We start from the raw sequence: 26,095 nt of genomic DNA, 5'->3' as shown, positions 1-26,095 counted from the left end.
AAAGCTATGTTTACCGACAAAAAGGAATATTCATTTTCAACTTGCTGGAACATCAAACGTCACACTACGGGTCAGGGCATGATTGAGGAGATCAAATCCCTAGGCTTCAGACAGGTGGAGCTAAACTATAACGTGACGGACGAATTGCTTCAAACGATTGAACCAATGATTGAACGGGGAGAAATCGGCATATCCAGTGTGCACAATACATTTCCACATGTAGCTGATCCCGATTATGGAACCGACTCGGTTCTGCTCGGTTTCGACGATGAGCCTCGTCGTAAGCGCGCCATTGAACTGCTGCTCCGTTCAGCTGAATATGCACACCGGTATGGTGCGAAGGCAGTTGTCGTGCATCCAGGCGAGGTGCCGTTTGAATATAATATTGATGAAGCATTGAAAAAGATATATCACGATCAAGGGCCAGACTCCTCGGACTATCAATCGTTGTGGCAAGAGATGCTGGAGAAGCGTGAGGCGAGTAGCGCACATTACCTGAAGCGGATTCAGGAGAGTCTGGAAGAAGTGTGTGAGTTGTCTGAACAGCGCGGATACGGAGTGAATTTCGGCATTGAGACTCGATCTCGCTGTTACCAATTACCGACGCTGCAGGAGGCGGGCGCACTTATCCGCAGCATGAAAGGGGCACCACTCGGATTGTGGTACGATATTGGTCACGGTATGATGATGGATCGAATGGGGCTCTATGACAATGTACGTGAAGCAAATGAATTGATCGACCATGTCGTCGGGGTGCATATTCATGAGACGGTAGGCTTGTCGGATCATTGGTGTCCTTATATCCATAGCAAGGACATGGCATTTTTTGATTCATTCCTGGATATCATTGATCGTTCTCCTGTCAAAGTATATGAGTTGAAAGCAGCCTGCACACCGGAAGAGATTGATGAGAGTCACCAGTTAATTACAGCTCGTATCGCTGGACGTCAAGCGACACGGCAGCACGGATAATCTGGCAAGAGAACAGCGGTGAAAAATAAATGTAAAGAGAGCGGTTAGAATAATCTTACCTTTCGGGTAAAGTGGTATTCTGCCGCTCTCTTTCCGATGTGATATTTTCTAATCTGTAATTATGATATAATATGCATTAATCAGGCTATGGTATCCCTTCCTTCTGAACTCTTACAATGGTATTAGGGGTGCCGCTTCCCTGATTTTTTTAGTTTTTTGGACTGTGTTATACATATGAAGAACCGCCACGAGCTAGGCCAAGTATACCAATGCTGAATATTTTATCGTCATGTGGGAGAGTACAAGTGATGGACTTATTCTCAATCTATTTCAGCAGGAATTTGAAAGTGATCATTGCAGAGCGCAAGGGCAAGCTGCCTGTGCGTATATTGGCGACTGCACTGAGAAATTTGGAATCGCTGGGATATACGTTTTCGACGAAACTGATAGATGTGCTGAATACCTGGGAACGTGACAGATTCGTTTTCTGGTTTGAGCAATTGATGGAAGAGCTTCGAAAGATGAAAGGAATCAATTTAAAGGAAATCCTCGTGTATCCGAAATTTCCTAAGCGGAAAATGAATATTCAGGAAAGTAAATTTTATTTAAATGCTTTGATGCATTCCTGGAGACAGCAGTCTTTTGAACAGGAGCAGCGCATATTACTGCTGAACAAGCTGCGACTGCGTGTGATTCATCTCGGCAGTGAAGCAGATTTTTACCAAGTAGGAATGGACCTGCTTACAGCAAAATCTTCGTTAATGCCAGTTGCAAGAGAGCAGTTGACCTGGTTTGCAACAGAGTACGAAGGCTGGGCCACATTTGAACCAGAGGCAGGGCAAATACCTGTGAGGGAAAATGCAGCCGTTTATTGCGCGGCTTTATTAAAGGCGGGGCGTGCTTCGGTGAAGCAACTCCAGCGACATTTGCGCACGGCAACAGATATATTGCGGCTGGCGGTAGCGTGTTCCGATGGAGATGTCAGTCTGAAGGAGAACACCCGTTTCCGTTCATTTACTCGATCTGAACGTCGGCTAATACTTGCTTTATTGGAGGGGGCTTCGAACCCGCTGGAAGATTTGTTTCGATATAAAGGGCGCTGGCAGAGATTGGCCGAGCGACTGCATCCAGGTGAATATCGTCACCGTTATCCAGGGGCAATAGTGGCGCTGGACCAGTTGCGACGTGGGGAACGACCGCTTACCTTTCATGGCAGAGTGGAGCGGGCATTTGAACAGAAGGATAACCAGCTTATTCTGGAGACGCTTGCGGAACGTCCGGGAGAGATGGTCGGTCAGCTCGACCGAATGATACGTTCCGGTGTTCCGGTGCAGCAAGTGATCGGCAAAATGGAAACTGTGGAAGAGAAGGTTTCGACAAGGGCGCTGCTTGGAGTGTTGGCCCATTTCAGCACACGGACGGAGTTTCAGGTCAGGAGGAGCTTTTTCCGCAAAGGCAACACGGCAAATCTGTATGTCTCCACTCAACCGCTACCGTCCCTCAACGTTGAGGATGTTCATGCGGTGATATCGGCGGTAGAGCATACACTGTTGAAACGGTTTGCCGTGCTTCCACCACTCGGTAATGTCTATATTGATGAAAGACTTCAAGAGTTTTCAGTTCCATGGGGAAAACGCCGGGCAAGCGAATCTCTTCGAGCTCTATCGCGTGCGTCATGGATATCGTTACCCACAGGAGATACCGTTCGTTTTTTTCTGTGGTGGAGAGAAGGCCTGAGTGGTGATGAGCGAATCGAACGTGTGGATACCGATCTGTCGGGTGTACTGTATGATGAGGATTGGCGTTGTATGGACCCAACATCCCGGACCCCTCTGAAATCGAATGAATATATAGCTGCAAATAGTGGGTTTATGGTGACTGCACCGGATGGAGCGGCGAAGTATATGGATCTGCATTTGCCGTCCGTTTCTAGGTTAGGGGCACGTTATATTGTAATCATGGTTAACGCATTCAGGGATAATGCTATCAAGGATTTATCGGAGTGTTATGCTGGCTGGATGATGCGTCAGGCCCCACAGTCGGATGAGATGTTCGAACCCTCAACGGTGCAGGAGCGAATTGATCTGACGGCAGATTCCCATATTTGTATTCCGGCCATTATTGATATACAGGAGCGGCGCATTTTGTGGTGCGATCTTGGTTTAAAGAGACAGCCTAAAGTGTATCATCCGATGGGAGACAACATAGCCGAGTTGGCTTTGATCGCCCGGGCAATGACGGAGATGAAACGACCAGATTTATATACCTTATTCATGCTTCACGCTAAAGCGCGGGGAACATTGGTTGAGACATTAGGGATGGCCAATCTCGTATTTACAGCGGAATTGGAATCCAATCGTGTGGCTGAAGTGGCAGAGTATCTGACAGAAGGCCCACCCGTGGAGCGCACTGTGATTACACCTCTGGAGCAGGAGTATATTATGAAGCAGTTTTTGTAACGATGTAGGTTCGAATGTTTGGTCATAGATTATTGTAAAAGGGGTATTTGTCACGTTCGACCTGCGCGGGTCACCATGACAAATACCCCTTTTGGTGTGGATTATATATTTCTGAGCCTATAGGTAGCATGAAATTGAATGGAGAAAATGAAGGTCGTTCCATTCCATTACACATTTTATTCGTACATTCGTTGTTCGACTTCAGCAAAAGCGATATCAGGGCTCTCATTTGAATTATCAATGTAAGCAACGGCTGAGGCGGGCAAGGGCCAGGCTACTTGTTTACGGGCAAGTGAAGCTGTGAAGGCATCCCAGTTCTCCAGCTTCCACTCATCCAGCGGGGATTTTCTGGCTGTAATCCGCTCTCGATACAACGCTTCATTTGCAAGATAAATATAGGCCACACGTACATCTGTATCATCCAGGGAACGTCCAATCCGTGCGAGTTCCTGCTCGATCCAGTCCGGAGTTCCGATTTCTTTGGTAAAGGGTCCTACAACCACGGTATCGATACCCAATTGCACGTTGTCCAGTGCAGCATCCATCGTAATACGGTATCCCAAATCACGGCACAGCCGTTTGTATTCCGGTGAATCCCGATCGGATGGATCGAGTCCTTGTAGGGTCATTATTGCTTCAGCAGCTGGACGCAGCAGGATATCCATATCCAAAAAAGCAGCTTTATGTTTACGCGAGAGGGCTTTGGCAAGGGTTGTTTTGCCGCTCCCGGCCCCGCCAAGAAAAAAAATCAGTTTGCTCATGGTTTGAATTGCCTCCTCATAATCGATAGAAAGAATATGTAATGTCTAAGTAAGAATAAGAGATTCATGATGACACCTCAGGTGTGAAATGACTTGTTTATTTTATCACAAACGTCTTCAATTGATAGCTAGACAGAAAAGGAAGAATCAGGTAATATTATACCTAGTTTTACTATGCATAGATTTCCGATGTATATAGCCAAGTGGTTTTATTAGGTTCATTTGAAGTTTTAAGAAGTGTGGTAAAAGTAGCTATTGTTAATGGACGTGGAAGCATGAACAAAAGGGAGTGACAGCTTTGCAGGTAAACAAACAAATGATTAAAGGCAGCACGGAGACATTGATTCTTACGCTACTGAAGGAACAGCCGCTTTACGGTTATGAATTGATCAAGGAACTCCATCGTCAATCCGAGGGTGTGTTTAATTTAAAGGAAGGTACGTTATATCCCATTCTGCACGCGATGGAGCTTGAGGGATGGGTGGAGTCTTACTGGATGGAGGTTGAAGGTAGGAAACGTAAATATTATTCCATCTGTGACAAGGGTGTGGAGGCGTTACAGCATAAAAAAGCCGAGTGGCTTTTATTCCGCGGTGCCGTGGATCGGGTGCTTGGGGAAGGAGGCTTAACATGACGGATCGACATGAGAAGATTAAACATTATCTTGATCAACTGTGTAGTCAGGTTAAGGCACGTGAAGTACATACTGATCTGCGTGATGAGCTTGGCAACCACATGGAAGAAATGATGTTGGACAAGGAGCAAGAGGGACTGAGCCAGGAAGAGGCAGCTGCATACGCCATTGATCAGATGGGTGATCCCGCAGTGGTGGGCAAAAGTATGCACAGATTGCATCGTCATCGTATGCATTGGGGGCTGTTAGTTGGATTAATTGGTTTGTCTATAACTAGCCTGTTACTGATATGGATTTTTACGACGAATGTCGCAGATGAAAAGTATCAGTCCTTATATCGGGGGCATGTGGTGTATACCGTTATAGGTGTAATGTTGATGTTGTTCTTTATTTACTTTGATTATCGTAAGTTGAAAAAAGCTGCTTGGTGGATATATATTCTGCTTAATGTCATGCTGTGGATCAGTCCAATCATAACTACGGATATTCATGGTAATAGCAGGTACTGGAGCTTATTTGGATTAACGCTAGACCTTACCACAGCTTCAGTGTGGATTTTGCCACTTGCTATAGGTGCCATTATGCTGGACAAGCTTCGTTCCAATTCTAATATGCAATCCATTTTGACCTACATTGCAATGGTAATGTTCCCCGCAGTACTATTGTTTCAAACGTTGGACTGGGTTCGGTTGTTTCTGTTTGGCATAATGTGCATTATTTTATTTGGCTGGCTCACGAAAAAATGGCTTTATACAGTCATAGGTGCTGTTGTAACAGGAAGTATTTTTGTATTGTTATTGTTTTTTGCAGATCAGTATGGCCGCCTGGAGAGGCTCTCTGTCGTTTTGAATCTTCAGGATGACCCTCACGGGAGTGGATATAGCAATTATTCCATTATTGAGATTATTCGATCAGCCGGCTGGTGGGGAAATGGGATTGATACAACGTTCGACAAGTTTAAAACGAGTTATTATAATTACCCAGGTGTGCTGCTCATTGATGTGTTTGGCTGGTCAGCCGGGATACTGTTATTGGTGGGTGTCATCTGGTATGTTGCCAGTATGATGAAGATACTTCCTCGCATTCGGGATGATTTCAGTCGAATGATTATTGTCAGTATCACCGCCATGTTTGCATTGCAAATCATCTATTCGTTGGCGATGACCACCGGTAAAGTTCCAATCCTAAGTATTTCCTTTCCTTTTATTGGATACGGTAATCACCTGATGTTTGATTATGCCATGCTCGGTTTACTCCTCGGTGTGTATCGTCGGAAGGATACCATTTTGAAGAGAAATGAAAAAATACGGCAGAAGGTGGATGCCGACCCAATGACCAGTTCATAAGCATCCAACATCATTACCGCATCTTGAAACGAATGGATTGTTATGCTCGTTTAACGAGCATTCACAGGAACCAGATGTGCCTGAGGTTTACCCATCCCTGGCTGTTGAAGGAGAGGCCACGAACGGAAGGCAGGTAGGCAGTCTCCACAGGTTTTTCAGTTAAATGGAATAATAGACTCTGCTGCACCAAAAATTGTTCAATTCGGTCCAGTTCGGCAGTTCGGTCTGCGGATATTTGTGAAGCAACAACGGTTTGCAGCATCTGTTGTACACTCTTCTTGGAAGAGTCCTCCAGATGCTCGGATAAAGTGAGATAGAGATCGTACCTGCGTAATTCTTCGTCCCGGTCCCGAATCAAGGAGAAGAGAATCAGATCGGATTCCAGTCTCAGGTTCCCTTTGAATTGCTCCATCGTGCCTATGCGGACAGTACATGTGAAGCCGTTCATTTCCAATGACGATGCCAAACGTCTAGCATCCATCCGATACTGAGGAATGGTTGTGATGTGCAAGGGGATAGGTAGATCAAAAGTAGGGTGCTGAGACAAATAAGTCAATTCTTCTGCATTCATCAACACTTTATCAGCATCTCCTGAATCAGCTTCATTACTTTCATTCATGCCACTTCCATACAATTTAGTAATACACGCCTGAACATGTGCTCTTACATCCGGATCGCTTAGCGGTCCGGTTTTTTGTGTATTACAAGTGAGTAATTTGCGTACCATCACGCCTGCACTAATCTGTGTCCAGTCCCTACCCTCAGACGAGGATGGATTATGAACAAGGTGGAAGAAAGGAGATTCGATATCTTGTTTTTCATCCAAATGTGCAGGAGCACTCCACGGGATTTGTAGAATATCTACTCGGTCCAGATGGGCCCTGCCTTGAAAATACATCGGAAAAGCTTCAAGTCTGCACAGGTGATCATCCCAGGTTGTGACCTTGAAAGGCCCCGTTCCTATAGGCTTTTGCATGCTATTCGGTAGATCTGGTTCATTGTATCCATCTTTATGTTGCCCGTAAGCGGCTTGTGAAACAATCGCTGCACGGCTCGTAGAAAGAAAGGGCAAAAACAGTTCGTGAGGGGCTTTGAGCTTGAAACAAACGGTCAAGGGATCTGCTGCTTCAATCGATAGAATTTGTTTACTCACATCGCGGTATAATGTCCGCCGTTCTGTGGATTGCAGTCGTTCAAATGTATACACCACATCCGCGGCTGTCAGCAGGTGTCCATTGTGAAAAGTAATCCCTTTACGCAAATAAAAAAACCATGTTTTCCGATCTGAACTGACATCCCAGGTATGAGACAGACAGGGAATAATCTCTCCGTGTTCATTACGTTGAACCAGCCCGTCGAACACATGACTGGTGACAAAAGATTCTGCCAGCAAATTGATAAAAAGGGGATCAAGGGCGTGCAGTTGTTGGCGGATCGGTAACCTGAGCGTATCAATTCGCTCATTATGGCTACCAGCTTCCGTATGGTGTCCAGAATAACCAAGCAGCCACTGGTTTAGGTGATCCTGCATTGTCGTAGAACTAGAGAAAGCACCAACCTGTTCGGCGGCTTGCTGCAACTCGCGGCGATTCATGGCCTGCATCATGTATTCTGCTGCAATTTGATCAGCCGGAACAAGTAGGGTCAGCGTAGAACGCCGTCCACGTCCGCGCTGGGACACCCACCGAATCCAGTCTTGGGCAACCATTTTTTTGACGATTGTTAATGTGTTACGGTGTGTACACTCGAGCAGTTCCGCAAGGTCAGAGAGCGTTACTTCATGCTCTAATAGTTGACCAAACCGGCTATGAAGCAGCAAATATTGCTGATGTAATTTCAAGGTTTTGATTCCTCCTGGAGGTTGTAGCTGATGCAATATAATAAAATAAGAAGTTTTATCGTTTTTAATTTCTATTTATATTCTTATTTTATCATCTAGAATGAAACCTAGAAAGTTTAATGGAGGTTTTTCCCATGATTGATAAAATAGTGGCTTCACCCAACCGCGCTTTAATTACGCTACTATCCGCATTAATGTTAGCTATCATTCATCAGTATTTGTTCTATGGCAATGAGATTGGTGTTTCTTATCCCATCTTTGTTATCCTCTTTTATGGCTTTATGTTCTTGTTTGCCAGGGACCGCATGCGGCCATTGACCATGATTGATGCTTTTATGGCTGGGGTGGTGCTGATGCTGACGCTAACGTTTCTGTTATACGACAATGAACCGCTGCGTATCCTTAATTTCCTGATCGTACCGGGGCTTATTATCTTACATATGACTTATCTGGTCGGCAGAAAACAGAGACAATGGTGGGACATTGGATTGATCGGTACCGCGATGGACCATTTGCTGCCACAATCCATCCGTCATTGGGGAACGGTCGCAAGCATTGTTGTGAAAACAGGAGGACGTGGGCTAGGTAAAACGCAGAAAACGGCTGCTTTCAAAGTATTCATTGGCCTTATAGCATCCGTTCCCATCCTCATCGTGGTTGTAGCACTGCTGACCTCAGCAGATGGGATTTTTAATGAGTATTTATCCGGTTTTCCGGAATGGTTAAATCAAATGACACTGACACCAGGATTTCCGAGAGTGATCTGGATTCTCATCGCAGGCGTTTTATTGTTCAGTTATGTATGGGGTTTCGTGCAGCCGATGCAATATGAAGCAGATAAGAGAGAAAATGCACATTGGAAAAATGGAAAAGCAATTACAGTTACTTCAGAAATCGAAAAGCGAGAAGACGCTTCCGTGAATTCCATACAGGAGAGTCCTTCCTTGAACTCAATCATAGAGGATCAGCCAGCAAATAAGCCCGCACCTGAGGAAATTTCTACTCAAGCTCATCGTGAACCTTTAAGATTGGACCCCATCATTGTGGGCACGATGCTGTTGGTCATCAACTGTGTGTATGTTCTGTTTGTGCTTGTACAATTTTCTTATCTTTTTGGGGCTGGTGAGGGACATCTTCCGTCAGAATTGTCCTACGCAGAGTATGCAAGAAGTGGATTTGTGGAGCTGATACTGGTAACAGGCATTAATTTTTTCATCCTGATTATCACTCTTCAGTTCACGCGTTCAAGCGGCAAAATAGGTTCTGTTGTGCATCAGGTGCTGCTCTTTGTCCTGGTGGGTTGTTCCGCAATCATGCTGTACTCGGCGTTTATACGCCTCAACCTGTATGAACAGGCTTATGGATATACCTACATTCGATTTCTCGTACATGCATTCATGATTTTTCTGGCGCTGCTGCTGCTTATTGCAGCTCTTCGAATCCGTTATACCTCCATACCGTTGATCCGCTGGTATATTGTACTGTCCCTTACAGCCTATGTGGCAGTTAACTATGTGGGCATGGATAATCGGATTGCAGAGCTTAATATTGCACGATATCATCAGACAGGCATTATTGATGCATCCTACTTGGCGAGTTTATCTGCTGATGCGGTTCCAGTACTGCGAGAGTTTGCCCAGAGAGAGTACCCGGATTTAAAAGGGGAAATGCTGGAGCGTCAAGCTAACTTCGACCTGGAGAAAACAGAGAGTTCATGGACTTCTTTTAATATGGCAAGACATAGAGCTAAGCTAGAATTGTCCAAATTGAGAATGAAATGAATTCATCTACCTGTTTTCCAGCAATGAATTTATGCAAAATCAATATGTAAGTGTTATACTATAAAAACTAACCTATAAAGGGGGTGAATCCCTTGTTTGAACTTCAGGAATTGATACCGTATATATTTTCACTCGGACTCATTTTCACAGTCAGTTACGCTTATATTGCCCATCTGCATTGCGGCATTACAGAGTACTGGATGGAAGGTGGGGCCGGAGGTGGTCTGGAACCTGGATTGCCAACCTTGTCCTTGGACGGACAACACAGACCTGAAGCTTTAAGTCGAATCGTCAGACGAAGAGAATCCCCGGATGAAGATGAACCAGATTGCCATTCCTCGTTGTATGTACTTTCTACAAAACAACGAGGAGGATATTTATGGAACATAAGACAAGCAAGGGGTTCACTTTTACATCTGGCAAGGGACGGATCTATGGCCTGATTGCAATTCTTTTTGCAGTTATGCTACTGGCTGGATGCAGTAACAACGTCTCAGAGATTAATTCATCAACACCGGGGTTCTTTAACCATTATGTTGTATTTCCACTGTCGTATCTCATTCAGCACATCGCAACGATATTTAATGGAAGTTATGGGGTAGCCATTATTGTGATTACCCTCGTTATCCGTCTTGCGTTGTTGCCATTGATGATGCGACAAGCAAAATCTCAGCAAGGTACCCGAGTGATCATGAATGCTATGAAGCCGGAGATGGATGCGCTCAAGAAAAAGTATGAGGGCAAAAACGACCCAGCTGATAAGCAGAAGCTTTCGCAGGAAACGATGGAGCTGTATAAGAAGCACAAGTTCAATCCGCTGAATATCGGATGCTTGCCACTGCTGATTCAGTTGCCCATTCTGTCAGGTATCTACACGGCTATTAGGCTTACGCCGGAGTTGTCATCCCACTCCTTTCTGTGGTTCAAATTAGGAGCGCCTGACTATGTGCTTGCAGTCGTGGTAGCTATTATTTATCTGATCCAAGCCAAGGTTTCGCAAGCCAATATGGCGCCAGAACAACGAAAACAATTCGCAATCATGGGATACATCTCTCCTTTGATGATGGCCTTTTTCTCGCTTTCGGCACCTGCAGCGATGCCGCTGTATTGGACGATCGGCGGTTCATTCCTGGTCTTGCAGACGTTATTGTTCCGCAAATTGTATCCGGTTGAACACCCGCAAGAGCCCGTGGCTGTGCAGGTAAAGAACAAAAACATCAAACCTGCGAAGCCCGCTAAGTCCTAAGTTTTCACTCATGAGAATGGTGCAGTAGAATTGAATGAATTAAACGTATGTGTTGATATAACTGATGTTCTTCACCATAATGCAGCGCAAAGATGCCTTGTCCCATGGGACAAGGCATCTTTTTTTGTATGTCCAGTTATAACATTCAAATAGCTGGTTCATCAGACAACTGGAAACGGGATACGAAATACCAGATTAACTCACGGCGGGAGGATACGTCTGTTTTGGCAAAAATGGATTTTAAATGATCCTGTACCGTGTAAGCTGATATATGCATCGCTTCAGCAATTTCTTTGGAAGAATAACTGCGCAGCACGTAACCCAATAGTTCTCGTTCCCGAATGGACAACCCATGACTCTCGGCGAGTAAAGGCAGTAAGTCCTGCGGCATAGCCTGTTCAAGCCTAATCGCAATCTGATCCGGACCTGAGAACTGCTGCATGCGGCTGGCATGAAGCACAAGGTAACGGCCATCCAGGAGTTGAATGCAGACTTTGGAAGGCGAATGAAGGATAGGTTCTCGCGCAACCATCAAATCGGAATCTGTACGAATCTGACGCTGTAAATGCGAACTGACTGCACGGACTGGGCGCGGCAATACATCTGGTCCCACATGCTCCAGTAAACGTAATTGTGATAGCCAATATTGAGCGGGAGCGTTCACGGATAACATCTCGAAAACGTCCGATGTGATCATAATACCAGGGTCCGAGGGACTTCCGCTCTTAATCTCGTCCATAAGAGTCAGACTTGTGGATCGTAACATCAATGCAATAGAAGGTGTCCAGGCCTGGATGCTTAGTCGTTCCTCTTCCGTGAATACGGGTTGTTCCGTCTTGCGATATAGGGTTAGATACCCCCAACAGGCTCCGCCACTGACCAGTACAGCCCGAAGTTCATCACCGAAACCTGCGGGTTGAAGGATGTTATGATACCGAGCGCTTGCAATAGGGTTTTTCGCTTATCGATGCATGAAGGATCGCTGTATACTCACCGCAGCGAATCAAATCAGCATACTTATGTATGTCTTCTTCCATGTATTCATTAACGAACAGCCGATCATGAATGGCTTCAATGCCGTCTTCCGTCACGGCACCCGTTGAGAGAAGAGTCTGTGGATCAACCGTTGTGAAGCAATACGCGTCATAGGGAACGATATTCTGAATTTGTTTCAGGACAGCTTCCCGGTAGGTGCGCGAGGTCCAGGTTCCTTTTTCGAGAGAAGTAATGAGTCGCTGGTTCGGTTCCATGCGTGATGTCATAAAGCTTTCTCCTCTCCACATGCAGATATCCCATTGTTCTGGGATTGTACGCTCTGCGTATCATTCTATAATGAAATTAGACGAACGAAGAGTCAAGTCTAACTTGAATCCATGAGGAGTGTAGTATCGATGGACCACAATCAACCATCTATGAGCTGGGATACGGCGGATGAAAACCGTTACGAACAATCGATAGCCCTGAAAATTCCGGGTTATTCTCATATGCATGATCTGATGGAGCGACTGCTTGCCGCTTCTATCACGGATAACAACGAAGCTGAGATACTAATTGTCGGAGCAGGTGGAGGTAAGGAATTAGCTCTGCTTGGTTCTCGCCATGCGGGATGGACGTTTACTGGAGTAGATCCTTCCCAGCCGATGCTTCAGTTAGCAGAGAGAAGAGTCCGGGAGGCGGGGATCGAAGCCAGAGTGCAACTTAAATCCATGACGCTTGAAGCGTTACCGGAAGGTGAGGTCTACGACGGGGCAACAAGTATGCTAATGCTGCATTTTATTCAGGGGATCGAGTCCAAAAGACGGTTCCTGTCCATTCTAGCGGCCAGACTCAAGCCTGGGGCGCCACTCATTATTGCAGCAGTGAATGCCGATCTTCATTCGCCTGTATATCCAACCATGATGCAAGCCTGGCAGGATCACATGTTAAGTAATGGTATTCAGCTTGAAGAATGGGAGCGGTTTGCAGCTTCCCTTGGCCGAGAATCGGACCCCATCTCATCTGAACAAATGATAGAGCTGATGAGAGAATGTGGATTCTCGCACATTACACGTTATTTCGGAGCATTCTGGGTGGAGGGATATTATGCGAAACGAGACTAAAACAGAGTCTGTGAAAGACCAGATTTGGGTTGTTGGCGGATATGGTCAGGTGGGGCAAATGATATGTACGCAACTGGGACGTTTGTTTCCCGGCAAGGTATGGGCGGCAGGTACGCGGATGAATCGGGCTAAGGAATTCAGCAGATCTACGGGTGGTATAGTCCAGCCGCTTCAATTGGATGTACGAAAAGCGATTGATCCTAGTCTGCTTCAATCGGTCAAGTTGGTGATCATGTGTGTGGACCAGACGGATACCCGATTTGTCGAGGCTTGTGCGAAAGCAGGGACAGATTATATTGATATTTCAGCCAATTATGACTTTCTGGGTCAGGTCGAACAGCTGCATCCCAAAATGCAGCGTTCCAAAGCAACAGCCATGCTCAGTGTGGGACTGTCGCCTGGTGTGACCAATCTGCTTGTGCGTGAAGCAGGTGCCCATATGGAACAAGTAGACGAAGCGGACATTACCGTCATGCTGGGACTGGGTGAGAAACACGGAAAAGCCGCGGTGGAGTGGACTGTGGATCAGATGAATGCTACCTATCAGGTCATGAAAAAAGGTAAGCCAGCCGAAGTGCAAAGTTTTCACGATGGTAAATGGATTGATTTTGGCGCAGACTTGGGCCGCAGGAAAGCATATCGGTTTAACTTTTCGGATCAACACGTCGTTGCTCGTACACTTGATATTCCAACGGTTTCCACTCGGTTATGTCTCGATTCCCGTTGGATGACCAGATCCATGGCAATTTCCAAACGTATTGGGCTGTTCAAACTACTGCGTATTCCCTCTCTTCGTAATGGTGCGGTCAAGGCTTTTGGGGTTATTCCCGGAGGGGAGCCGATGTTTGCAGTTAAGATAGATGCAGTGGGATGGAAAAAGGGCAAACAAGTCCATGTCGAGCAGCTGCTGGTTGGCGAGCGTGAAGCAGATGCAACAGCAGCAGTTGCGGCGGCAGTAGCGGAGCGAATGTATCGGACGGAACTGCCGCATGGTGTTTTTCACATTGAACAATGCCTTTCCTTGCAGCATATTCAGGAAGCACTTCGTTTTCCATTGAAAGTAACAACGAAGATCACGTAAATCATATATGTGTTTGGATCATTTTTTTGCTCAGGCTCTCCGATCTGCTATGATGGAACAAATAATCATGCTAGAACGGAGGCAGATCATGAACTGCATTGCTGTATTGCCTTATTACAAAGTACAGAGAGAAGTGACGGGGCTCGCACAGGAAGTACTGCATAGCGATCGGTCCATGATCCTGTACTCGGACAAGATTGTAACGAAATACCGCGAGTTTAATATTACGGAAGTGTTCGACATGTCCTTTCGGAGAATGGGGAATGAAGGTGGTTTTTTCTATCTACATACCAGCACCGGAGTCTATCCTTATATGGTCAACATAGATCCCAAACCTTTTATCCAAACTTTCAGAACAATGACGACTCAAAAATTAACTTAGTCTTGACCTTGCCGTTACGTGAAGGCTTATCCTCGGATTTGGAAGTAAGGCAATCCAAACCTAGAGGAGTTGTGAAACGAATGAGTATATTAATCCAGCAAGCCACAATCTTAACGATGAAAGACACCGATTCCCCCTTCAAGGGGGATATTCGCATTGTAGGCGACCGTATCGCAGAGATTGCTCCCCACATTCAGGCTCAACAGGGTGATGACATTATGGATGGTCAACATAAACTGGCCATGCCGGGCCTGATCAATGCTCACCAGCATACACCGATGAGTCTGTTACGAGCATTCTCGGATGATCTGAAGCTGATGGACTGGCTTGACCGTAAGATGCTGCCTGCAGAAGCCCGGATGACACCCGAAGATATCTACTGGGGAGCACAATTATCCATCGCCGAGATGATCCGTTCAGGAACTACAGCTTACGCTGATATGTACATTCACATGAATGAAATCGCAGAAGCGGTGACGGAAACCGGCATTCGGGCATCGCTCACACGCGGAATGGTATTCGTGGAGGATGACGGAGGGCGCAGATTACAGGAAGCGGTCGATTTGGTACAACGTTGGTCGGGTAAGGCTGAGGGTCGAATTACGACGATGTATGGCCCGCATTCTCCCTATACTTGCCCAGTAGAACCTTTGCGGGAAGTCATTGCGATGGCAGAACAGGAGAATGTGCCTATCCACATTCATCTGGCTGAGACGAAAGAGGAAGTTGTGAAGATTCGTGAACGCTATGGCATGACGCCAACGGAGTACTTGGAAGAGGCAGGTATGTTCGAAAAGGCACATGTACTGCTTGCCCATGGTGTACACCTGAATCGCAGAGATATTGGCAGATTGAAAGGCATGCGTGGTGGAGTAGCGCACAATCCGGTCAGCAATCTGAAGCTTGGCTGCGGAATTGCCCCAATTACCGAGATGATTGCACAGGGAATTAATGTGGGTCTTGGAACTGACGGGGCAGGCAGTGCGACAACCATCGATATGTTTGAAGAGATCAAGGCTGCGACCTGGCTGCAAAAGCTGGATTATGCTGACCCTACCCGGTTGTCGGCAAGAGAGGTACTACATATGTCTACACGGGGAAGTGCAGGTCTGTTGAACCTTCAGGATGAAGTAGGTGTGCTGGAAGTTGGGCGCAAGGCCGACCTGATTCTGATTGATCTGAAGAAACCGCATTTGCAGCCGGTTCACGAGTTGGAATCATTGCTTGCATACAGCGTGAATGGCGCCGATGTAGATACCACCATTGTGAATGGTCGTGTGCTCATGAGAGGCAGGCAGCTGCTAACGATAGATGAGGAAGAACTTTTCCGTCAGGTAGAGGTTCGGGCGAAGCGTATTGTTGAAGGGATTTAATGTCCCAAGCGGAACTAAGCAAACGGAGTCCTAATGAATGTAGGGCTCCGTTTGCTTTTCCTTACATATTGATTTTTGACAGCTACAATTCTTTTGCCAGGCAGACGCGAATTGTCCAGTTCATTATCAGTTCACACAAATTTGTTAGAATGTGAAATGGCCAATATAGATAGGGTGTATGACTTGGAGAGGAAGAGATCAAGATGACTATATTAGAAGTAAAACATGTGAAGAAATCATACACGCTGTATGGTAAGGAAAAGGTTCCTGTGCTCCATGATGTGAATTTGAGCTTTGAGACAGGAGAATTCGTCTCGATCCTTGGTGAATCGGGTTGCGGAAAGTCAACCCTTATGAATATTATTGGTGGAATGGACTCCGATTTTGAAGGGGAAATCCTTGTTCGTGGAAAGAACTTAAGTGCTATGACTGAAAAGGAAATGGATGATTATCGGAAGAATAATATCGGCTTTGTGTTTCAAAATTTCAATCTGATCCCGCATCTTTCTGTACTGGAGAACGTTACGATTGCCATGCAAATGACGGACACAAGTGAAAAGGAACGCAATAAGCGCGCTATAGATATTTTAACCGAGGTCGGGCTGAAGAATCATCTGAACAAACGGCCTAACCAGCTGTCGGGTGGACAGAAGCAAAGGGTTTCCATTGCTCGTGCACTATCGAACAATCCAGACATTATTTTGGCGGATGAACCAACAGGTGCTTTGGATAAGGAAAACGGGGATCAAATCTTGGCTCTGCTGGACAGTATTGCGCAAAAAGGGATGCTGGTCATTGCGGTAACTCACTCGCAGAAAGTAGCTGATTCCGGTACGCGTATTGTGAAGGTAGAAGAGGGACGGATTAAGGATGATATCCATCTAAAAGATCGTTCCTTGACCACTTATGAAGGCAGTCGTGGTGCTTCCAGAAACTTGGGCTTACTGGCTTCTTTCAAAATGGCTCTCAAAAATATGAAACTCAACGGCAAGCGTAATGTACTGGTTGCATTGGGTGGGTCGATCGGGATTTTAAGCGTACTCCTGATGCTCTCCTTGGGTAATGGAATAACGACATATATGAACGACGAAATCAATTCAAGCATGGACCCTTTGCTTGTGGATATAACGAAGCCCAGTGCAGATGCCAAAGATATGCAAGGCCCGCAAGCCTTGATGGCAGCAGGCGAACCTTTTACAACAGCCGACATTGAGACTATTCGCAAATTCCCTAATGTGGATCATGTAGAGACCATCACTACCATTACAGGCAAATCGACTATGGTTAATGCAAAGCAAAGTGTGGCACTTACGCAGTTAACGACGTTAACGGATGCTTTTGATCCAGCAACGCTAACAACGGGTAAGCCTCCGGTAGAAAATGAGATGTTGTTACCCCTCGATACGGCGAATAAATTAAGTGGAAATGACCAAGCTGAATCCATGATCGGCAAGTCTGTGTTTCTATATATCAATGAGATGGATGGCAATAATAAACCCGTAACTTTGGAGAAAGAAATAACCATATCTGGTATTTATGAAGCGTCAGATCAAAGATCACCAATGCAGCAATCACCGGGTTACATTTCATCACAGACGTTGGAGCAAATGTATGCGGACAAAGGAATAACGATTGGGCCAATTCAGGTTAACGCTTATGCAACCGATATGAAATATGTCAATGATATTAATGCAGCAGCTGTTGATGCGGGCTTCTCAGGCTCCCAGACGGCAAAAATCATGGAAAATATCACGACATATGTGAACATGGCCACGATCGTCCTGTCTGGTATTGCAGGCATTTCGTTGATCGTATCCGGTATTATGATATTGGTTGTGCTTTACATTAGTGTCGTGGAACGAACGAAGGAAATCGGAATCCTTCGTGCGATTGGAGCAAGAAAGAAGGACATCAAGCGAATTTTCTTTTCTGAATCTGCTCTATTGGGGGTATTCAGTGGTATCATTGCGGTAGTATTTGCGATAATTATTAGTTATGTGTTGAATATTCTCTTGGACAACGCTTTTGGAGCTAAGCTAATAAATTTATCGGGATACTACATTGTGTTCGGAATCGTTGTAAGTACAGTGATTAGTATCATCGCTGGTTTGATGCCATCATCGAAGGCTGCCAAGCTGGACCCGATGGAATCCTTACGATACGAATAAATTTAAGTTGTGAATAATGAAAATTGCGGAAAGGATAATGGATACATGAACACGATTCTTGTGGTGGATGATGATTCCCATATCCGCAAATTAATCCGAATTTATCTCGAAAAAAATCAGTTTTCCGTCGTGGAAGCGCCGGATGGCCAAGAAGCACTGAACATCCTCTCTCATACCAAAATTGATTTAGCGATTGTAGATGTGATGATGCCACGAGTAGATGGTATTGAACTGACCGAAGACATTCGATCTTATATGGATATTCCGATTCTGATGGTGACTGCCAAGGGAGAATCCAAGGATAAAGTCAGAGGATTCAATGCAGGGTCAGACGATTATTTAGTAAAACCTTTTGATCCTGTGGAGTTAATTTTGCGTGTGAAATCTTTAATGAAGAGATACAACAAGATTTCATCGAATGTTATTCATATAGGCGGTGCAACGATTGATCTGAGCAATTTGACAGTGGATGCAGGAGCTCAAACGGTTGAATTGAAAAAGAAGGAATGTGAATTGTTGTTTGCTTTGGCGAGTTTGCCAGGGCAAATATTCACACGTACACAGCTTATAGAAGATATATGGGGAATCGATTATGAAGGTGATGAGCGTACCGTTGATGTGCATATCAAAAGGTTACGAGAACGGCTGGAACCGATCCCTGAGCTGATCATTTCGACGATAAGAGGACTTGGATATCGTTTGGAGAGTGTATGAAAATCGTGAGGAAAAGCCTGCGTCTACGAATCGTAGTTACCTTTTTTGGTATTGTGATCGTCAGTTTAATTCTCTCCTTTATATTAAATATGCGGTCTCAGGAAAACACACCAAATCATTCTATGGTTACGATTGCCGAAGACATAGCTACGATGATAAATCTGATTGATGATCCGGAAAAAGTGAAAACAAGCTTGGATATCTTTGCACGATACGGCTTGGACATAAACTCCGTGAATGAACAAAGTGAAGTGCTTGCTTCACTACCAGATGATAAAGTTCATGAATTATTCGATGAAAATACTACGGAAGCGTTTATTCTATCCAATAAAGATGAAACAGCGATTGTCGGTGTTCCCAGGATGAATGAAGAAAAAGATGCGCTCCTGATCAAAATTAATTTTTCATCGATTTTTCATAATGTGAAACGCACATTATTTATATCGCTATTAACTGTCTTAGTTATAGGAAGCTTATTAATCATGTTCATGTCTGGGTACATTGTGAAACCGATCAAAAGGCTAACTGCTGCAGCTAAGAAAATGGCTTCAGGCGATCTGTCTGTCAGGTTGAAACATAATAATCCAGATGAATTTGGTGAGCTAATGGAGAGCTTTAATCATATGGCCCGTGAGTTGCAAAAAATAGACTCGGTGCGTGATGATTTTGTCAGTAACGTCTCTCATGAAATGCAGTCCCCACTAACATCGATTAGAGGATTTACAAGAGCGCTGCAAGATGGTGTCATCCCATTGGAAGAGCAGAAAGAACATCTGGATATCATATACGAGGAAACTTTACGCCTTTCCAGACTTAGTGATAATTTACTCCGGTTAGCCTCGCTGGATTCGGAGCACCATCCGTTTAATCTCAGTACGTTCCAATTAGATGAGCAATTAAGAAGAACGATTGTATTAGCAGAGCCCCAGTGGGCGCACAAAAATATCAAGATTGAATTGGATCTATTGCCTTGCGAGATTAAGGTCGATAAAGATCTGTTTGAGCAGGTCTGGCAGAATTTAATCAACAATGCGATAAAATATACGGGTACCGATGGGTTCATTCACATTGAAATCGAGATGTCCTCGTCATTGGTGAAGGTATCGATTAGAGATTCAGGACAAGGAATACCGGAGGAGGCCCTTCCGTATATTTTCGATCGATTTTATATGGTCGACAAAGCACGGAGCAGTGCTCTTAGAGGCAATGGATTAGGGCTTTCCATCGTGATTAAAATTTTGAAATTGCATGATTGTACTATTGATGTGGAGAGCAGGGTTGGAGAAGGAACGCAGTTTACGGTTACGATTCCCAGATCTTCGACTACATCTTAAATAAGCTCAACTAGCAATATTGAAGCAATCGTGGTCCTTACGAATACAGGACCCCTGTTGCCTAAATATTGCTTTTTGGTGAGCGCTGCGTGAAAGATCTGATATATTGTTTTGTTTAGTGGCAGATGATTTGATAAGATAGAAGAGATGTGAGTATCAATCCATTTATATGGTGACGAGAGTAAATTAGATTCAACGTTTTATTCTATCCCCTACCCCTGCACATCTATGTGAATATATGAACATAACAATTTATTATATACAGAATGGAGCCATCCAATGAAATATCGCAATATGGAAGATTGCATTAATGATCTGGAGCAGCATGGACATTTGATTCGAGTGAAGGAAGAAGTGGACCCTCATTTGGAGATGGCAGCGATACATATGAAAGTGCATGAGGCGAAAGGCCCAGCTCTGCTTTTCGAAAATGTGAAAGGCTCCAAGTTCCAGGCTGTTTCGAACCTGTTCGGTACACTGGAACGAAGCAAATTCATGTTCCGTGGAACGCTTGAAGGTGTACAACGTGTCATGGCTGTTCGGGATGATCCAATGAAGGCACTCAAGACGCCTTTTCAGCATATCAGCACCGGTCTTGCCGCCTGGCAGGCTCTCCCTAAGCAGAAGTCCATCAGTTTGCCTGTAACCGCGCAAGAGATTCAAATCTCGGATCTGCCGTTGATCAAGCATTGGCCCATGGATGGTGGGGCATTCGTTACGCTGCCTCAAGTCTATTCGGAGGACCCGGACAAGCCAGGCATCATGAACTCCAATCTGGGCATGTACCGGGTACAGCTAAGTGGTAATGATTATGAACTGAATAAGGAAATTGGACTTCATTATCAGATCCATCGCGGAATTGGTATTCATCAGGCCAATGCAGTCAAAAAGGGAGAACCCCTGAAAGTGAGTATATTCATTGGGGGTCCGCCGGCACATACACTTTCTGCAGTGATGCCTTTACCTGAAGGTCTCAGTGAGATGACTTTCGCAGGGCTACTTGCCGGCCGTCGTTTCCGCTACAGCTATAAGGATGGATATTGCATCAGCAATGACGCCGATTTTGTCATCACGGGTGATATTTACCCGGACGAGACGAAGCCTGAAGGACCTTTTGGTGATCATCTTGGATATTACAGTCTGACCCATCCGTTCCCACTAATGAGAGTGCATAAAGTGTACGCCAAGCCGAATGCGATCTGGCCATTTACTGTGGTGGGTCGTCCTCCGCAAGAGGATACCGCATTTGGGGATCTGATTCACGAAATTACGGGTGATGCCATTAAACAGGAGATTCCGGGCGTAAAAGAAGTCCATGCAGTCGATGCTGCAGGAGTGCATCCGCTTCTGTTCGCGATTGGAAGTGAGCGTTATACACCCTACCAGACGGTAAAACAGCCAACAGAGCTGCTGACGATTGCGAGTCGTATTCTGGGTACAGGCCAGCTCAGTCTGGCGAAGTATTTGTTTATCACAGCAGAAGATCAGCAACCGCTGGATACGCACCAGGAAGTGGAATTCCTGACGTACATCCTGGAACGAATGGATCTGCAACGGGACATTCATTTCCATACCAACACAACGATCGATACGCTGGATTACTCGGGAACCGGTTTGAACAGCGGCAGTAAGGTTGTTTTTGCAGCCTATGGGGACAAGAAACGGGAATTATGCCGTGAAGTACCGGAGACATTGAAGGATATCCGGGGTTATAGTAATCCGCAGCTCGTGATGCCAGGAGTTGTAGCCATTCAGGGTATGCCTTTCACCAGTTATGCGGATACAGAACAAGAAATGAAGGCATTTACGGACATGCTGAAGGAAAAAGGAGACCTGTCTTCTTGTCCAATGATTGTATTATGTGACGATAGTTCTTTCCTGAGTGCGAATCTCAGCAACTTCTTGTGGGCGACATTTACCCGCAGTAATCCGTCCCATGATATGTACGGTGTGAACAGCAGTTACAACTATAAACATTGGGGCTGTGATCAGATCATTATCGATGCCAGAGTGAAGCCACATCAGGCACCACCGTTAATTCCGGACCCATCAGTTGAGAAAGGCATTGAACGCTTTTTCGTACAGGGAGCGAGTCTGAGCTCAATCAAAATTTAATTGAATTCAATAAAAGCCCAAAGATTTTTTTGGGCTTTTTGGTTATATATGTGTAAAGCAATATGCCAGATATCTAAATACAAATTCAAACCGGGACTTTTTTGAAAATGGGACTGAGAATAAAGTCTTATACGTTCGTATTTCCTTTTACGATTAAGGTCGTTTGGACTATGGAGAAAAAGATCGTATTTATCGATATAAAGTAGTATAGGGATTTTTGGAACCCGATCTAACGGGTACTGTTGACTATAAATGATTGTTCAGGGGGAATACCGATTTGAGAATCCATATTATGAACCTGCAAGATGGAGACCGTCTAACTGCGGATACATTCAGCGAAGCGGGATTACACGTTCTGGGTCAGGGTACTGTGATCAAAAGTGAAGATATTACCTTGCTGATGCAGCACCGCGTAGACTATGTGGATATTGAACCACGCGAGGAAGAGATCACGGAAGCGGAATTCTTTGCTGCTGCAGCAAAATTTGCATCTGGAGCAAGCACAAGCACCAAGGAAGAACCGCCTGAAGAAGAAATGAAATCTCAATTTATACAAACTGTACATAATTATCAATCCGCGTTTCTCGAAGCGCTGACTGTGGGCAAGTTCAACGCAACAATGGTGGACGATGCGCTTCAACCGATGGTGGAGGGATTGGACGAGCAAAAGGATGTCGTGCATCTCCTGATGATGCTGGAACGGGATGATGTCAATAACTACACACATTCCATTCAGGTTGGACTGTTGTCATTTTACCTAGCTAACTGGCTTGGTTATTCCCAAAAAGAAAGTTATCAGATCAGTCGTGGTGGCTATCTTCACGATATCGGCAAATGTAAGGTATCTCATCGGATACGCAACAAGGTGGAACCGTTAACCGCAGATGAACAGCTCGAATTGCAGCGTCACACGATCTACGGACATGATATTATCAAAAGTTCCATGACGGATGAAGCTACAGCGCTGGTAGCTCTTCAGCATCATGAACTGGAGGATGGTACTGGATATCCGATGCAACTGAAGAAAGACGAAATTCATCCATACACACAGATCGTATCTGTCGCTGACATATACATCGGGATGAGATCCGGCAGTCACGGAAGCAGCAATCCGAACCTGATTAACAATTTGCGCGATATCTATGCGATGGGATTCGGCAAATTGAATGAGAAGCCAGTTCAAGCCTTGATGCAGCATTTGCTTCCTAATTTTATTGGTAAACAAGTGTTGCTGAGTAACGGCGAGCGTGGTGTTATTGTCATGAACAATACATCCGATATTTTCAAACCACTGATCAAGGTGGAATCGGAACAATATCGTGATCTGTCTAAAGAACGCACTCTTGCCATTAATGAATTAATTATCTAAGTTTGAATAACAAATGAATTCATACAGAAAACGGGCCTCCTATAAGATAACAGGGGACCCGTTTTTCATTTATATGACGCACTGCGTTGTTCTTTATATTGACCAGGAGTATACTTTTGCAAAGACCTTAATCTTCCTTTTTAGGTAAGGGTATGTTAAACTTTGTTGTTGTAATTTGATAATTACGAACAAGTGTTCTTTGATAAGGGCAATATAACTGTTCGGAGATGATTTGCCCATGGATTTAAAGGAACTGAAAAAGCTTGCTGAAACGTTGGACGATAATGGTAAGCGAGAACTTATCTACTTTTTGCAGTCCCGAACCAACAGCTACCACAGCCGCTTGAAGAAATGGATGGATCGCATTAATGGTGTTGCAACAAAGTATTTGCAGAATTACTTGGCGTGGTTTCGTTACTTAGACAGCAAGTATGAGAATACCGCGTCGAATAAGAAAAATATGTTGGTCAAATTGTGCCTGTTTACTGTGACCGACTCGACTTTCTGCTTATTCTTGTTAAGCTAACGGGCAGTTATGCGTAACTTCCAGGGAATGTAAACATCTAAATAACGTAAGGAACGAGGAGGCAGACAATTCATGGGAGGAACGAATGTATGGGATGCAGAGTGGGAGGTTAACGAAGAGCAGGCGCGAACGCTGATCGGCAGACAATTCCCTCAGCTGTCATCGAAGCAAGTAAAGCGATTGGGCTGGGGCTGGGACAATACGGTTTTTCTCATCGGTGACGAGTATGTGTTCCGGTTTCCAAGAAGAACGATTGCAGTTGGCTCTATTCGTATGGAAGGGAAGCTGCTGCCGAAGCTGGAGGCATATATGACCATCCCCTATCCGAAACCGTTGTTTTATGGCGAAGCAAGTGACGAATACCCGGCACCATTTCTTGGCTATGCCTACGTGCCAGGAGATTTCCCAATCGGTTTGACGGAAGAACGCCGGGCTTTATCGGCAGAGACGTTGGCTAAATTTTTGCGGAGATTGCATGAGTTTCCGGTGAAGGCGGCGCTGAAGTGCGGAGTTCAGCAAGATCATCGAAACTTGACGGATATAGCATCGCGCAAAGTGAAATTGGAGGGCTTTCTATCGAAGGTGGTTGAACACTTGTCGCCGGAGGAGTCCGGTGTGATCGAAGCGTATATTAGCAGGCTGCAAAAGGACCGTGTCGAGGCGGTGAATGCACTGCTACATGGCGATCTTCATTTCAAAAATATGCTTGTAAATGAGAACGGGATCGTTTCCGGCATCATTGATTGGGGCGATCTGAGCGTAGGCCATCCGGCTTGCGATTTGAGCGTTGCTTATAGCTTTTTACCACCTTACGCTCGCGGCGTGTTTTTTGAAACGTACGGAGGAGCGGACGAGGAAACGAAGCTGCTGGCACGGCTGATCGCGGTATACATCCCCATACTGGTCTTAATGCAAGCGGTCGATGACGGGAATGAAGCGATTGCAGTAGAGGCGAAATCCAACATCATGCGGGCACTGTCGGATTAGACTCATTATTTCGTTGCGGCTGTGGGGCTAGGCTATCGGCACCATTTTGTCGTTTAAAAGGCCGCGATAAGGTACGATCCGCCTTCTCTGATGCCGCTTTATGTTGAGGAACACGAAATTCAACAGAGTAAGTCCTTGCGCTAACGGGACACGATAGCAATAAACCGCCTTTCAACGAATGCGGTTTTCTTATGGTCAAATATCAACATTAGAATTTAACATAGCCTTAGGCAAAGGAAGTGGAAAAGGAGAGATCGTCCTTGATTGAAGTGGTAACCGAGATTACAATACATGCCCCCATTGAGCAATGCTTTGATTATGCGCGGGACATTGATATTCATACCCGAACGGTCTGGAATCATACCCGTGAGCAGGCTGTAGCGGGTGTGACAACGGGCAGAATTGGTGAAGGCGATACGGTAACTTTCGTAGCAATTCATTTTGGGATAAGGCAGAAGCTGACTTCCCGGATCGCCGAATATAATCGGCCGTATTTCTTTGTGGATCAGATGGAGAAAGGTGCTTTCAAGAGCATGAGACATGAACACAGCTTCAGCAAGCTTGGCGAGCAGACCACTTGTATGAGGGACACACTGAGATTTGAAGTTCCCCTTGGTGTTCTGGGCTGGGTTGCAGAGCGGATTGTACTCAAGAGGTATATGCAGGCTTTCCTGGAGAGCCGTAATTTGAAGCTAAAGGCGTTACTAGAGAATAGATAGAGCCGATCTGTAAGGAGGAAATGATAGTTGATGGAAAACGAATATTTTGTAGGTTGGGGCACACTTGCCCTTATTAATGCCGGACTTGCTCAGGGAAAAAACAGAAGTGGTCGTAACTGGTTTCTGATTTCCCTGTTATTTGGTCCGTTAGCCACTCTGTTTATTGTGGTATGGAATAAGCTGGATTAA

At 45.2% G+C, this 26,095-nt stretch carries 23 protein-coding genes and 1 pseudogene; 20 read left to right on the top strand and 4 right to left on the bottom strand.

Annotated features, from left to right (window positions below; genetic code table 11):
- The first annotated feature begins 6 nt into the window (after positions 1-6).
- Positions 7-972, top strand: coding sequence for a sugar phosphate isomerase/epimerase family protein (locus tag gpAD87_RS13425; protein ID WP_064638835.1), 966 nt, complete (start codon positions 7-9; stop codon positions 970-972).
- Between the two features lie 308 nt (positions 973-1,280).
- Positions 1,281-3,431 (top strand): hypothetical protein, encoded by a 2,151-nt coding sequence (locus tag gpAD87_RS13420; protein ID WP_064638834.1) that lies wholly within the window; start codon positions 1,281-1,283, stop codon positions 3,429-3,431.
- A 176-nt stretch (positions 3,432-3,607) separates the two neighbouring features.
- On the opposite strand, the gene gpAD87_RS13415 is transcribed toward gpAD87_RS13420, so the two are convergent.
- A complete protein-coding gene (locus tag gpAD87_RS13415; protein WP_064638833.1) occupies positions 3,608-4,192 on the bottom strand; it encodes an AAA family ATPase in 585 nt (194 codons plus the stop codon).
- A gap of 316 nt (positions 4,193-4,508) precedes the next feature.
- Between gpAD87_RS13415 and gpAD87_RS13410 the strand changes: the two genes are divergently transcribed.
- On the top strand, positions 4,509-4,826 hold the full coding sequence (locus tag gpAD87_RS13410) for a PadR family transcriptional regulator (protein WP_079344751.1): 318 nt from the start codon (positions 4,509-4,511) through the stop codon (positions 4,824-4,826).
- The gene (locus gpAD87_RS13405; protein ID WP_064638832.1) at positions 4,823-6,172 is read left to right on the top strand and encodes an FtsW/RodA/SpoVE family cell cycle protein; all 1,350 of its coding nucleotides are present in this window, start codon (positions 4,823-4,825) and stop codon (positions 6,170-6,172) included. The genes gpAD87_RS13410 and gpAD87_RS13405 overlap by 4 nt, the downstream gene beginning before the upstream one ends.
- A gap of 61 nt (positions 6,173-6,233) precedes the next feature.
- On the opposite strand, the gene gpAD87_RS13400 is transcribed toward gpAD87_RS13405, so the two are convergent.
- A complete protein-coding gene (locus gpAD87_RS13400; RefSeq protein ID WP_064638831.1) occupies positions 6,234-8,012 on the bottom strand; it encodes an ABC transporter substrate-binding protein in 1,779 nt (592 codons plus the stop codon).
- 134 nt (positions 8,013-8,146) lie between these two features.
- On the opposite strand from gpAD87_RS13400, the gene gpAD87_RS13395 reads away from it, so the two are divergent.
- From gpAD87_RS13395 to yidC, 3 genes are all read left to right on the top strand, one after another.
- Positions 8,147-9,793, top strand: a complete 1,647-nt coding sequence (locus tag gpAD87_RS13395) for a DUF4153 domain-containing protein (protein ID WP_064638830.1) — start codon at positions 8,147-8,149, stop codon at positions 9,791-9,793.
- A 92-nt stretch (positions 9,794-9,885) separates the two neighbouring features.
- The gene (locus tag gpAD87_RS32165) at positions 9,886-10,236 is read left to right on the top strand and encodes a hypothetical protein (RefSeq protein ID WP_197521416.1); all 351 of its coding nucleotides are present in this window, start codon (positions 9,886-9,888) and stop codon (positions 10,234-10,236) included.
- Positions 10,173-11,039, top strand: coding sequence for a membrane protein insertase YidC (yidC, locus tag gpAD87_RS13390; RefSeq protein ID WP_064638829.1), 867 nt, complete (start codon positions 10,173-10,175; stop codon positions 11,037-11,039). The genes gpAD87_RS32165 and yidC overlap by 64 nt, the downstream gene beginning before the upstream one ends.
- Positions 11,040-11,184: 145 nt before the next feature.
- Here yidC and gpAD87_RS31815 read toward each other — a convergent pair whose 3' ends face one another.
- Together gpAD87_RS31815 and gpAD87_RS31810 are read right to left on the bottom strand one after the other, a co-directional pair.
- Positions 11,185-11,736: a helix-turn-helix transcriptional regulator gene (locus gpAD87_RS31815; protein ID WP_231952549.1), complete on the bottom strand. Its 552-nt coding sequence runs from the start codon at positions 11,734-11,736 to the stop codon at positions 11,185-11,187.
- A 229-nt stretch (positions 11,737-11,965) separates the two neighbouring features.
- Positions 11,966-12,301 (bottom strand): hypothetical protein, encoded by a 336-nt coding sequence (locus gpAD87_RS31810; RefSeq protein ID WP_157258460.1) that lies wholly within the window; start codon positions 12,299-12,301, stop codon positions 11,966-11,968.
- A gap of 129 nt (positions 12,302-12,430) precedes the next feature.
- On the opposite strand from gpAD87_RS31810, the gene gpAD87_RS13380 reads away from it, so the two are divergent.
- The 13 genes and pseudogenes from gpAD87_RS13380 to gpAD87_RS31805 all read left to right on the top strand — a co-directional run bounded on the left by gpAD87_RS13380 (position 12,431) and on the right by gpAD87_RS31805 (position 26,095).
- On the top strand, positions 12,431-13,138 hold the full coding sequence (locus tag gpAD87_RS13380) for a class I SAM-dependent methyltransferase (protein ID WP_082935121.1): 708 nt from the start codon (positions 12,431-12,433) through the stop codon (positions 13,136-13,138).
- Positions 13,122-14,219, top strand: coding sequence for a saccharopine dehydrogenase family protein (locus tag gpAD87_RS13375; protein ID WP_064638827.1), 1,098 nt, complete (start codon positions 13,122-13,124; stop codon positions 14,217-14,219). Before gpAD87_RS13380 ends, gpAD87_RS13375 begins: the two co-directional genes overlap by 17 nt.
- Positions 14,220-14,307: 88 nt before the next feature.
- On the top strand, positions 14,308-14,601 hold the full coding sequence (locus gpAD87_RS13370) for a hypothetical protein (protein ID WP_064638826.1): 294 nt from the start codon (positions 14,308-14,310) through the stop codon (positions 14,599-14,601).
- A gap of 80 nt (positions 14,602-14,681) precedes the next feature.
- Positions 14,682-15,974, top strand: a complete 1,293-nt coding sequence (locus tag gpAD87_RS13365; RefSeq protein ID WP_064638825.1) for an amidohydrolase — start codon at positions 14,682-14,684, stop codon at positions 15,972-15,974.
- Positions 15,975-16,177: 203 nt separating this feature from the next.
- Positions 16,178-18,142, top strand: a complete 1,965-nt coding sequence (locus tag gpAD87_RS13360; protein ID WP_064638824.1) for an ABC transporter ATP-binding protein/permease — start codon at positions 16,178-16,180, stop codon at positions 18,140-18,142.
- A 45-nt stretch (positions 18,143-18,187) separates the two neighbouring features.
- Complete coding sequence (locus gpAD87_RS13355; RefSeq protein ID WP_064638823.1) at positions 18,188-18,856, top strand: response regulator transcription factor; 669 nt, start codon at positions 18,188-18,190, stop codon at positions 18,854-18,856.
- On the top strand, positions 18,853-20,190 hold the full coding sequence (locus gpAD87_RS13350) for a sensor histidine kinase (RefSeq protein WP_082935120.1): 1,338 nt from the start codon (positions 18,853-18,855) through the stop codon (positions 20,188-20,190). Before gpAD87_RS13355 ends, gpAD87_RS13350 begins: the two co-directional genes overlap by 4 nt.
- A 279-nt stretch (positions 20,191-20,469) precedes the next feature.
- Positions 20,470-22,305, top strand: a complete 1,836-nt coding sequence (locus tag gpAD87_RS13345) for a UbiD family decarboxylase (RefSeq protein ID WP_064638822.1) — start codon at positions 20,470-20,472, stop codon at positions 22,303-22,305.
- A gap of 277 nt (positions 22,306-22,582) precedes the next feature.
- Positions 22,583-23,674: an HD-GYP domain-containing protein gene (locus gpAD87_RS13340; RefSeq protein ID WP_063563441.1), complete on the top strand. Its 1,092-nt coding sequence runs from the start codon at positions 22,583-22,585 to the stop codon at positions 23,672-23,674.
- A gap of 322 nt (positions 23,675-23,996) precedes the next feature.
- Positions 23,997-24,165 (top strand): annotated as a pseudogene (locus gpAD87_RS13335) (IS1595 family transposase); the annotation flags it as partial.
- 107 nt (positions 24,166-24,272) lie between these two features.
- Complete coding sequence (locus tag gpAD87_RS13330; RefSeq protein ID WP_064638820.1) at positions 24,273-25,187, top strand: phosphotransferase; 915 nt, start codon at positions 24,273-24,275, stop codon at positions 25,185-25,187.
- Positions 25,188-25,456: 269 nt separating this feature from the next.
- Positions 25,457-25,906 carry an SRPBCC family protein gene (locus gpAD87_RS13325; RefSeq protein ID WP_331710913.1) on the top strand — a complete coding sequence of 150 codons (450 nt, stop codon included), beginning with the start codon at positions 25,457-25,459 and terminating at the stop codon, positions 25,904-25,906.
- 27 nt (positions 25,907-25,933) lie between these two features.
- Complete coding sequence (locus gpAD87_RS31805; protein ID WP_157258459.1) at positions 25,934-26,095, top strand: hypothetical protein; 162 nt, start codon at positions 25,934-25,936, stop codon at positions 26,093-26,095.

Origin of the sequence: Paenibacillus sp. AD87, assembly GCF_001659845.1 — a bacterium.
Classification (GTDB): Bacteria; Bacillota; Bacilli; order Paenibacillales; family Paenibacillaceae; genus Paenibacillus; species Paenibacillus marchantiae.
The sequence above is the reverse complement of the archived record's forward strand: the minus strand, read 5'-3'. Positions and strand labels throughout refer to the sequence as shown.

Excerpts from the sequence above, each read along its gene's own strand:
- gpAD87_RS31810 (WP_157258460.1), bottom strand. The coding sequence starts at position 12,301 with ATGACATCACGCATGGAACCGAACCAGCGACTCATTACTTCTCTCGAA.
- gpAD87_RS13365 (WP_064638825.1), top strand. The coding sequence starts at position 14,682 with ATGAGTATATTAATCCAGCAAGCCACAATCTTAACGATGAAAGACACC.
- gpAD87_RS13360 (WP_064638824.1), top strand. The coding sequence starts at position 16,178 with ATGACTATATTAGAAGTAAAACATGTGAAGAAATCATACACGCTGTAT.
- gpAD87_RS13345 (WP_064638822.1), top strand. The coding sequence starts at position 20,470 with ATGAAATATCGCAATATGGAAGATTGCATTAATGATCTGGAGCAGCAT.
- gpAD87_RS31815 (WP_231952549.1), bottom strand. The coding sequence starts at position 11,736 with ATGATCACATCGGACGTTTTCGAGATGTTATCCGTGAACGCTCCCGCT.
- gpAD87_RS13355 (WP_064638823.1), top strand. The coding sequence starts at position 18,188 with ATGAACACGATTCTTGTGGTGGATGATGATTCCCATATCCGCAAATTA.
- gpAD87_RS13375 (WP_064638827.1), top strand. The coding sequence starts at position 13,122 with ATGCGAAACGAGACTAAAACAGAGTCTGTGAAAGACCAGATTTGGGTT.
- gpAD87_RS13370 (WP_064638826.1), top strand. The coding sequence starts at position 14,308 with ATGAACTGCATTGCTGTATTGCCTTATTACAAAGTACAGAGAGAAGTG.
- yidC (WP_064638829.1), top strand. The coding sequence starts at position 10,173 with ATGGAACATAAGACAAGCAAGGGGTTCACTTTTACATCTGGCAAGGGA.
- gpAD87_RS13425 (WP_064638835.1), top strand. The coding sequence starts at position 7 with ATGTTTACCGACAAAAAGGAATATTCATTTTCAACTTGCTGGAACATC.
- gpAD87_RS13330 (WP_064638820.1), top strand. The coding sequence starts at position 24,273 with ATGGGAGGAACGAATGTATGGGATGCAGAGTGGGAGGTTAACGAAGAG.
- gpAD87_RS13395 (WP_064638830.1), top strand. The coding sequence starts at position 8,147 with ATGATTGATAAAATAGTGGCTTCACCCAACCGCGCTTTAATTACGCTA.
- gpAD87_RS13420 (WP_064638834.1), top strand. The coding sequence starts at position 1,281 with ATGGACTTATTCTCAATCTATTTCAGCAGGAATTTGAAAGTGATCATT.
- gpAD87_RS13405 (WP_064638832.1), top strand. The coding sequence starts at position 4,823 with ATGACGGATCGACATGAGAAGATTAAACATTATCTTGATCAACTGTGT.
- gpAD87_RS13410 (WP_079344751.1), top strand. The coding sequence starts at position 4,509 with ATGATTAAAGGCAGCACGGAGACATTGATTCTTACGCTACTGAAGGAA.
- gpAD87_RS13415 (WP_064638833.1), bottom strand. The coding sequence starts at position 4,192 with ATGAGCAAACTGATTTTTTTTCTTGGCGGGGCCGGGAGCGGCAAAACA.
- gpAD87_RS13350 (WP_082935120.1), top strand. The coding sequence starts at position 18,853 with ATGAAAATCGTGAGGAAAAGCCTGCGTCTACGAATCGTAGTTACCTTT.
- gpAD87_RS13380 (WP_082935121.1), top strand. The coding sequence starts at position 12,431 with ATGGACCACAATCAACCATCTATGAGCTGGGATACGGCGGATGAAAAC.